A 9,610-nucleotide genomic window follows, 5' to 3' on the forward strand; every position below is an offset into this window, starting at 1 on the left:
GAACGGTCAGTGTAATAAAAAGAAGTCAGGGCGCGTTAGGAAATAACGCGTTCATGTTCCTCCGGAACCATCGTTCATCTTCGCCAGAATACGCAACTGCGGGTAGCCGGCAGGTTATTACGTGAATACCCGGATGTCTGGTTGCAAACCCATCTGGCAGAGAACTGGCAGGAGGTCTCCTGGGTGAAAACCTTGTTCCCATGGAGCAAAAGTTACCTGGATGTTTACAGACATTATGGTCTCGTCACGCCGAAGTCTTTTTTTGCCCATTCAGTTCATGTTTCTGATGCAGATTTTCAGATACTGGCAACGTTACACAGCAGTGTGGCGTTCTGCCCCTTGTCGAATCTGTTTTTGGGGAGCGGGTTATTCAATCTGGAACAGAGCCAGAAAAATCAGGTTAAAACAGGACTGGGAACTGACGTTGGTGGCGGTACCAGTCTGTCCATGCTTAAAGTTATGGGGGGAGCCTACAACGTGACGCAGTTAAGAAAAGCGTTCACAGAAACACCCGAAAAAATCCGCTCTCTCGATCCGATGGAAAACTGGTATATAGCGACCCTTGGAGGAGCAAGAGCCCTGTCACTTGACCACGTAATTGGAAGTTTCACTCCAGGGAAAGAAGCCGACTTCATCGTTATCAATCCACAGAGTGACAATGCGCTGAAAATCAGAACTGAGAACAGCAAATCGGTCGAAAGCAAAATCTTCGCAATTGAAATGATGGGTGACGATCGCACCATAGAACATACCTACATCATGGGTGAAAAAGTGAAGTAACCCTTCCCCGAATAGTGAGGACACCCCGAAGCGCTGGAGCAGCTGCTCATGTAGATCCCCCGACAGCTGGTATATCAGCATCTCCACCATTCATCTGGCTGATGATATTTTCAGGCAACATCGTGCGCGGGCTTACGTACGTATTTTTATTATTACTTCGTGCACAAGAACGTACGTAACAGTCTGGTTTCTGAACTCCAGGCGATTTTTTGTAAGTGACATCTACCTTCGCCACATTTGGTGAAAGTTACGGGAAGTATTTTCATTTCACAACCATTTCAATGAATTAGCGTATGTAAGCCACATCAACACAGCACCCTCAATCCATGAAAAAATAATTTAATATAAAACAAATATATCGTAGAGAAGATTAACGAACTGTGATGCCATTAACTTTATATCGTGACCAAAACTGCGCAGCTGACGTGCCCAGCAATGTGAAACACCACAGGGCTCCATACCAATATAACAGAGGGGAAGATTCACAAAAAACATCAGCATTACATCACGACGTAGTTATCTTGTGGGTACCGTTTTCCCCTGAGCATTGACCCCGAGGAGCTGAAAGACATTTTTTGCCAGATCAATACCGATGGTTGTAATCCTCATAACCGACGTTCCCATTTATTCAGTGCTTGTGTCTGGCACACTTTCATTCTGACACACTGCTGCCACTTAATTGGGGCGTCCATTCCATTCGCGCCCATCAGAACCGAACCTGGGAACCCAACTCAATCACTCGATTAGCGGGGATCTGGAAGAGTTCAGGTGCACGTAGAGCATTGCGTTGCAGGATCTGGAACATCCACCCTCGCCCTTTCAAATACCAAGGTCGGTCGCCCAGCAATAGCGTATCTCTGGATAGGAAGAACGAGGCTTCTTCCATCGTGACACGAAGTCCCTCCATGCCACAACGATAGAGAATATCCGTCACATTTGGCGTTTCTCGCCAGCCGTAGCATGCCACCACACGCCAGAAGGTAGGTGACAATTGCGTGATGGTTACACGTTGCACATTGTGCCAGTAAGGCACATCGGCCGTGGTCACATTGAGCAGGATCACCCGCTCATGCAGCACCTTGTTATGTTTAAGATTATGTATCAATGCAAGCGGCAGAGCCGTCTGTGATCGCTCCATATAGACCGCGGTCCCCCTGACGCGCAGGGACTCTGACTGTTCGAGGGAGCCAATCATGGCCTGCAGGGCTTCGGGATTATCGCGCAGACGCCCAAGCAAGCGCTGGCGTTCTGTATTCCACGTAAGCATGATAAGGAGTATCGCCAGGCCGAGCACCACAGGTAACCAGCCCCCACTGAACAACTTGGAAAGGTTTGCGGCAAACAGTGGCAGATCAACCACCAACATGGCAACGAGCATCATCCCCCCCCAGCGACGCTTCCAGCCCCAGTTTTTCACCAGCACAATGCTGAGTAGGACTGCTGTCAGCACCATCGTACCGGTAACCACGATGCCGTATGCGGAGGCCAGACTGCTTGAGCTTTTAAAGCTGACGATGACGATCACCACAGCCACATAGAGCAACCAGTTTACCAGCGGCACATAAATCTGTCCGGATTCTACATCCGAGGTATAAATGATACGCATAGGAGGCAGATACCCCTGACGAACGGCCTGCCGGGAGAGAGAGAAAACACCGGAGATAACTGCCTGTGAAGCAATGACGGTCGCCAGTGTGGCAACCAGGAGCAGCGGGATCATTGCCCAGTCCGGCGCCAGAAGAAAGAACGGGTTTTTAATCACCTCAGGCTGGCTGATTAGCAGTGCCCCCTGGCCGAAATAGTTGAGGACCAGCGCGGGTGCAACCAGCATTCCCCAGGCAATCCGAATTGGTTTTTTTCCGAAATGCCCCATATCTGCATATAACGCCTCAGCCCCAGTGACGGATAACACCACCATTCCCAAGGCAACAAACGACGCACTGTGGTACTGCTGGAAAAACTGTATGGCCCACCACGGGTTCAGCGCCTGTACTATCCCGGGATGACGCATAATCCCGCTAATGCCGAGCACGGCAAGCATAACAAACCAGAGACACATAACCGGGGCGAAAAGCTTACCGACCTTGCCGGTGCCGTATTTCTGGATAGCAAACAGGATAGTCAACACAACAAGGGCCAGCGGCACAATGAAATCAGCCAGCGAGGGAGCAATAAGCTCCAGCCCTTCGATGGCTGAAAGCACGGAAATAGCAGGGGTGATGACGCCATCACCGTAAAAGAAACTGGCGCCGACCAGACCGGCCAGGGTCACCATCCCTGCCCGGCGAGAATTAATATTGCGGATGGCCAGAGACATCAGCGTCAGTATCCCCCCCTCTCCGTCATTGTCTGCCTTCATCACAAAGCAGACATATTTCAGGGATACAATCAGCATCAAGAGCCAGAAGATCAGCGACAGGAAACCAAATATCGATGTCTGCGTCATGGATATTCCCTCAACCCCGGTAAGACATTCACGCAGGGTATAAAGAGGACTGGTGCCAATATCCCCGTACACGACACCAATTGCTGCCAGCGTAACCGCTGGCAGAGGAGTTTTATTTTTTTGCATAGAGAGGATGTAGCCCAAACAGCTAAAGGATAATTGCCGTAACTATAGTTATCTTATTGCGGTTTGTGTGGCTTTCACCCCACCTGACTGTGAGTATTTATGACAAAGTGCAGACAGGTCTCTGCGGAACGATATCCAGATCTCACACCGTAAAAAGAGTGGAAATGGACTGGACGGTCAATAATATGTAAAAAAATCATGAATCTGCTGTGGTATTTGCATTATTTTGACGCTATTTACGCCGTGTTACTCACGGTTTATACCTTAATCGTCTTTGACTTCAGGGCAAACATCAGGGTTATGGCGGATAAACGTAACCCGCCCTACACGTATTTCATGTTTTGTAATATTTCATCAACTAACCACTTAAGACAAATCAAATCCCATGCCCTGTTTTACAAAACCTCTGCCGCGTTCAGAGCACCTTATGACCGGGACCTGCCAGAAAAACCGTGCCATAAAGTCATCGTCACTCACTACCAGACGCGTTCCCTGTCCCGCACTGTGGCTCCCGGTAGCGCAGGATGATTTCATCCTACCCGGCATAGTGCTCCAGAGGGCTTGTGGAGACTGGCGACTTTTCAGGTAGGACTGCGTTTGGGAAACGAAAAAAATTGTTCCATAAGGACTTCCCCGGCATGTCAACGCCGATGTTTACGGTTTCTGTCTGCACTACAAAAAATAAAGGGGAGAGACTACGATCCCAGGAAAAGATCATGATGAATCGCCATCGATTCGGCCCCTAATGAAAGGTGCGCGTGAGGCTCTGGTTCGTTAGCCAGGTACACTCGCCCTGTACAATAAGCAGATATTCCGCGCGGGGTCAAGCCTTTATTATCAAAGAGTTGTAAATCATATGGTCATACAGTTTTGTACTTCAGTTGGCTGAGTACAGCCTGAAATCATCACCGTAATGCAATAATATCCAGCACAGTCTTGCATTTTTGGCGGCAATGGCCACAACAGCGCTCCAGTATATTCCGCGTTCGACCAGTGAGCAGACCCAATGGCTGAATAAATCCGTCCTTTTCTCTGCGCCAATCTGGACCGAACGTGCCCCCTGTACAAGAAGTCTTCTCAAACGGCCGAAAGAGGGCCAGTTTATCCACCCTGCTGTACACGATGGTAAAATCGCTATCGCCCGTTCACAACTTGCTCTGAAACGAATCAGTGAGCTGTACGCTCCGGAAGACGGAATACGCGGCATCCCGGCAACGTAACGTCTAGCGGCAAGGCAATCCCGGCGTTAGCCACTGCTGACATTCCTGCATGAGTGGCTGGTACAGCCAGATAATCACACCGCCGAGCGGGCTCTACGGGCAGTCAGCCCGGATAAAAATTTTATCTTCTACGGTAGCGACCACGGTGGTGAGCGCGGAGCACGGCGGTATAATCTGATCGGAACGTGCAGACTGAATGGCATCGATCCGGAAGCTTACCTTCGCCATATCCTGAGCGTACTGCCGGAGTGGCCGTCCAATAAAGTGGCAGAACTTCTGCCATGGTCCGTAGACCTCATCAATAAATAGTCGTCAATATGGTGCTCACTTAACGCTTACCCATCTGCCTGGGTCTGGAAATGGGTAAAGCACTCAGCGATATCGTGGAAATGCCTGCTTTGCTGACGCTGAGTGCTATCGTAGCAGGAATCGCCGCGATCGAAGTGGGCGCAAAAATCTTTGCAGAGGCGACAGGTTGTTAACGAATGCACTTGAGCCAGGTCAGGGTCCTCTGGTTGGACTTCCGCGGCATCCCAGGTCGGATTTAGGGATAACCAGCAATCAGAAAGGCACCAATAATCGGCCTTTTCAGGAGGCAAATACTGACGGGGAAAACACATCTTTTACACCGAATAATGGATGCTACCTCGTAAGGGTTCCCGGGAACATGAGAGTATTGACTGATAGTGAAACGCTTTCAGACAGGTCAGTATTAGATGGATATAGCGTAATGATGGACGTTCAGGTTATTAACTGTTTTCCACTGGCGATAAAAATAGCCTGCATCATCAGTTGCTGCGTGTTGCCCCGGGCTATTCCCGTTCTCCTGTCATCTGGCAGGTCTTTGTGGCTTGCCTTTGATGGCAAATAATTATCTTCCGTGCTGCTGACAAGGATATTGGCACTGATACCACAGGCTTATGCCCAGACCTCCGGGAAACTGACAGGGAAAATAGCCGGATTTATCTCCTCCGGGCATCCATATGATAAACGGTACGCCGCCATTGCTCGTCGGGGCGGCTGATAAAACCAATGAGTTCGGAAGGAAATGCCCCCCCAAGGATCCGCCCGTCAGCGTCAGTATCAATGGCATTCCAGTGAGCCGAACAATGAATATATTTTGTGGCGAGCATATCCATTTCTTGCAAAGAAAACGCTTGCGATGACTGGCCCTGGCGAACAGCTTTGCCCATAACAACAGCCTTAGCACTCAGAGACACCAACTCATCAGGCAACGCCGTCTCCGGCAGCGTCGGATCGATTGCATTAAACCTTACCCCGGCCTCCAGAGCAGCATCCCGCATCACCCTCAAGGCTACCGTCGACCAACGATTTTTGACTACCCTGTTTCGAAGTGTCAGTGCAGCGAAACTCCTTTTCTGCATTTGTCCGTATCGATCAAGTGGCATTCTGTCGTCATACCAGGTTTCAGCTGAAATGTTGTTGGCGCGAGCCAGCGCAGCCATCGCCGGGGAGGCTGTCAGGATGGAGAGCTGGGCAAAAGCCTTCTGGTATACCCGCGTTTGCACATCAGGTCTGTCGAAGGGCACAGTTTCGGTCTCCGGACGTGACAGAAACACATTTTCTGTAACTACCGGCAAATACCCCCCGCCGATATCAGAATGCGCGCCTGGCAGTAGCAGCTCCGGCCAATCCGGACCAACGCTGTTGAGGGCAAAATTAAAACGACACTCATGCGCCGCCGCGATTTGAAAAACGCGCTCAGCTACTCGGGTGGCCAGAGAAAGGTTTACATCACGGGTGTCTGTAACTTGTCGGTTTAAGTGATGGGTGGGGATCCCCACAGCGGCGACCGTATCAAACAGACCTATAAAACGATTTTTAACAACTGGCGTGCCCACACACGTCGAATGCGCCATGCCCTGGTTGATAGCCTTGATGATCTCGGAGTCCCTGGCGTGTACACGATTCGCAAAATGCCTCGCCGCAGCTCCCCCACGGCTGAAACCGAAAAGATCAAATCTGACGGTTGTGACAACAAATACACAATCTTGTTGTTGGTTTTGAAAAACATGCAGCATGTCCTGAACATGTCGCGCTATTTTAGAGACTGCCTTATCTGTCTTGGCAATTATCCCTGTTTCTGCGAGACCCAGTCCCAGACCCACCAGGTTATCAGGCTGATCAATTTCAGTTCCGATACCTTCAATATAGACAGCACTCTGGGCTTCATCAGCCTCAGTGGTCAACCCCTGCTGGTAAAGCGTGCTCAGCCAGTAGATATTGGTAAAGTAGGTGTTATAACTTACTGCCTCCGACCCAGAAAAGCCAAAGTGATCACGAACGCAGTTAGCCAGCATGCTCTCTGCGCCCGAAAAATTTAGATCATGATAGCCTGCACCACAGCTACGGAGGGCTCTTTCCGTGTTGGGTGCATTATTACCCGTGCCATCAAAAAAAATGCCGATGGTCAGCGTAATTTCACGCTTCGCCTTAGATTTGTTCACAGCCCGGCCTGAAATAGCACGATTTTGGGGCAGCATAATGCTGCATGTATTGAGACATCATTATTTACCTGGTCGTTCTCTATCTTTTATTCTGGCGTGCAATGTCACCACAAAGTGGCTCCCGCTGTTATCATCTGGCGCAGAGAAGCCCGCCTCCGGAGTGACATTGCAGCCCCAGTTAATACACACCTTCTTTGTTAACCTCACCCGCACAGAAAAACATCATTCAGTGAATACGTAGACTTGCGCTACGATTTTGCATGCTTAGTATCAGTTTCATGCCGATAACGGTTTTTTCGATGCCCCGGGATAAACAAAACAGAAGAATACATGGTGCTTTTCAGAGATACTGAAAAAAAAATTCACAATAATGTCAGGCGATGTACCATGAGCATACATTCCAGGTAATGCGATGGTTTATGCCATACCGCCTGAACGTTCCCGTTCATAAGACATGGACATTATGATGATCTTGCGCCAGCCATTTGTTATTACAATATTACGTACTTATGTATTAGTTACTACAATTCAATAAATTTAACTTTATAGCAATATCAGATGTACGCCACACGCTTTAGATTCACGATAATATAAAAAATATTCTCTCCGCTTATGTTTATGCATCGCTTATATTTTACGTATCCCCTGTATGCCATGGCCGCCATATATTTCGGCAATACCATCCCGTGCAGTCAGGCCAATTTTATCCGCCAGGATTTTGTGCCACGACATGCGCCAGCAGGTTCAAACAGTGGGATGAAAAGAACCGATATCCGGAGATATATATCTTGCTTGAGGAGAGCAACCATGATTATACAAAGCGTCAGTCGACTGGCACAGACTGAAATTGCAACATTCACACACAGCGTACACAGCCCAGGCGTCCTTGTTGGCGCATTAGTCGGGGCGGCTATTTTTGCACTGTATTTATCGGATGTTCCATTAATAAAGTCAGTCATATTATTTGCAATATCGATGCTGGCTGGCGTGGTGGCAGCCCCCTTTGCCGCACAGGTAGTCTCCAGTATCACACCGGAGAGTGTCACTGCACGAGAGCCCGTTGGGGCGCTGGTGTCCTCGGCAGTGGTAGTTAAATTGCTGACTACAGTGAGTAATAATGTCGGGACCATCTTCCGGCATAATAAAGGTGAGACAACAAAATAGCAGGACGAATTTTATCCCCGGATATGCAAGTTTGGTCTTCCCTTCAGGAGGCAGACTCTCTCCTGAAGGGAAGACCAGCTCATATTCCTTGCCATCTGATACCCAGTGCCGACATTCTCCATTTCAGTCCTGAACGGCCGTGCTGGCCACAGCTCTGCTGGTGCAGCATGAAGCGTCACCGCACATAATACATCAGGGGATGTTGGTGAAAGATTGCCATTACCGCGATGTCCCTCTGCCGCCACACGGGTAACGGGGCAATCAGGATACTGATGAAGATTTTAAGTGACAGTGTCACTTATTATAAATTAATCTTTGTTGCCATGTGAAAAAACTCAACACATTTTCAATCGTTCGTGATGAATTAAAAATATAATATAAAAAATATCAGCCATAATATATATTAAAATACTACACTTCTCTATATCAATAGTTCCACATCGCTAATAAAAAAAGAAATAAAAGTAATTATTTATGATTTAAATCAATTAATATTATTTCATTATGAATACTTTAGAATACATGTGAGAATTATTAATAGATGAAGGTAGAAATAATGACATACAAGCGCCTATACGCTAAAGCAGGTAATTATATCATAGTTAATAGCAATATGCCGTTGATCATTATGATCAGAGATGACCACAATCATGAGATCTATCTTAAAGAGGGTGGTGCAAATTTCTACGGCGGTTTTTTTAATCATTTTCCTGCACTCATCCAAATTTCCGCAACGGGCTACTGGAATATAACCGTCAAACGGTGGGGATTTTTACCAGACAATATCGAATATTCCGTGGAGCTTTTCCAGGAATCTGTCAGGGGCGAATGCAAACTGCCCGTTCAGTGAATGTGCCAGACCGGAAGCCAGAGAACCTCATTCACGCACATTGTTTAATGTTTAGCCCGGTGGATACCGCTCGCTTGTGATTTTTATAACAAATTGATAAATAAGCATTTATTACACATCAAATCCATGAGCCGCCCGGCAAGTTCAGGCTTCATTGAGCAGCCTAAGAGTATCTCTTGCAGTATGCACATGCCCGATCGCTAAAATATTACACGCACATCTCACTATTGGCGCCACGGCATATCCCGGCACAGACCTTCGGACTGATTTATGACCGTACTGTTTTTTTGTAAACTGCTCTTCTGAACTGCCTGGTGAAATATATGCACCCGATAAATGTCTCAGCAGTTTTTCACGAAACTCAATCGATCTCAAACAGTAGATCCCCCTATAAAGCAGAAGATTTACAGTTAAAAAGATTATAGTCATTATCTTATGTATCCTACTTTACCACCAACGACTGAATCGCCACAGGTTTAACAGACACCTCAGAGTCATTTAAGATGACTTAAAGAGAGGTGCCCATGAGCGGTAAGCGTTATCCTGAAGAGTTTAA

General features: G+C 47.9%; 6 protein-coding genes and 3 pseudogenes. 5 read left to right on the forward strand and 4 right to left on the reverse strand.

What is annotated here, in order from left to right:
- The first annotated feature begins 96 nt into the window (after nucleotides 1-96).
- A complete protein-coding gene (locus B9Y90_RS24960; RefSeq protein WP_254902760.1) occupies nucleotides 97-780 on the forward strand; it encodes an amidohydrolase family protein in 684 nt (227 codons plus the stop codon).
- 372 nt (nucleotides 781-1,152) lie between these two features.
- Here the strand turns inward: B9Y90_RS24960 and B9Y90_RS27425 are convergent.
- The 3 genes and pseudogenes from B9Y90_RS27425 to B9Y90_RS24975 all read right to left on the reverse strand — a co-directional run.
- Nucleotides 1,153-1,389 (reverse strand): annotated as a pseudogene (locus tag B9Y90_RS27425) (IS110 family transposase); the annotation flags it as partial.
- A gap of 97 nt (nucleotides 1,390-1,486) precedes the next feature.
- Nucleotides 1,487-3,352: a low affinity potassium transporter Kup gene (gene kup / locus B9Y90_RS24965; RefSeq protein WP_085543009.1), complete on the reverse strand. Its 1,866-nt coding sequence runs from the start codon at nucleotides 3,350-3,352 to the stop codon at nucleotides 1,487-1,489.
- Nucleotides 3,353-4,229: 877 nt separating this feature from the next.
- Nucleotides 4,230-4,433, reverse strand: a pseudogene (locus tag B9Y90_RS24975) (IS110 family transposase); the annotation flags it as partial.
- 34 nt (nucleotides 4,434-4,467) lie between these two features.
- Here B9Y90_RS24975 and B9Y90_RS24980 point away from each other — a divergent pair.
- Together B9Y90_RS24980 and B9Y90_RS27430 are read left to right on the forward strand one after the other, a co-directional pair.
- Nucleotides 4,468-4,881 (forward strand): annotated as a pseudogene (locus B9Y90_RS24980) (transposase domain-containing protein); the annotation flags it as partial.
- A 50-nt stretch (nucleotides 4,882-4,931) separates the two neighbouring features.
- Nucleotides 4,932-5,054 (forward strand): hypothetical protein, encoded by a 123-nt coding sequence (locus B9Y90_RS27430; protein ID WP_254902759.1) that lies wholly within the window; start codon nucleotides 4,932-4,934, stop codon nucleotides 5,052-5,054.
- A 480-nt stretch (nucleotides 5,055-5,534) separates the two neighbouring features.
- Here B9Y90_RS27430 and B9Y90_RS24985 read toward each other — a convergent pair whose 3' ends face one another.
- Nucleotides 5,535-7,040: a T6SS phospholipase effector Tle1-like catalytic domain-containing protein gene (locus tag B9Y90_RS24985; protein ID WP_176227932.1), complete on the reverse strand. Its 1,506-nt coding sequence runs from the start codon at nucleotides 7,038-7,040 to the stop codon at nucleotides 5,535-5,537.
- Nucleotides 7,041-7,847: 807 nt separating this feature from the next.
- Here B9Y90_RS24985 and B9Y90_RS27030 point away from each other — a divergent pair.
- A complete protein-coding gene (locus B9Y90_RS27030) occupies nucleotides 7,848-8,204 on the forward strand; it encodes a putative holin (protein WP_176227933.1) in 357 nt (118 codons plus the stop codon).
- 556 nt (nucleotides 8,205-8,760) lie between these two features.
- A complete protein-coding gene (locus B9Y90_RS24995; RefSeq protein ID WP_176227934.1) occupies nucleotides 8,761-9,054 on the forward strand; it encodes a DUF1883 domain-containing protein in 294 nt (97 codons plus the stop codon).
- The last annotated feature ends 556 nt before the right edge of the window (nucleotides 9,055-9,610 follow it).

The sequence above is a fragment of the Cedecea sp. NFIX57 genome (genome assembly GCF_900177785.1).
GTDB classification, from domain to species: domain Bacteria; phylum Pseudomonadota; class Gammaproteobacteria; order Enterobacterales; family Enterobacteriaceae; genus Cedecea; species Cedecea neteri_C.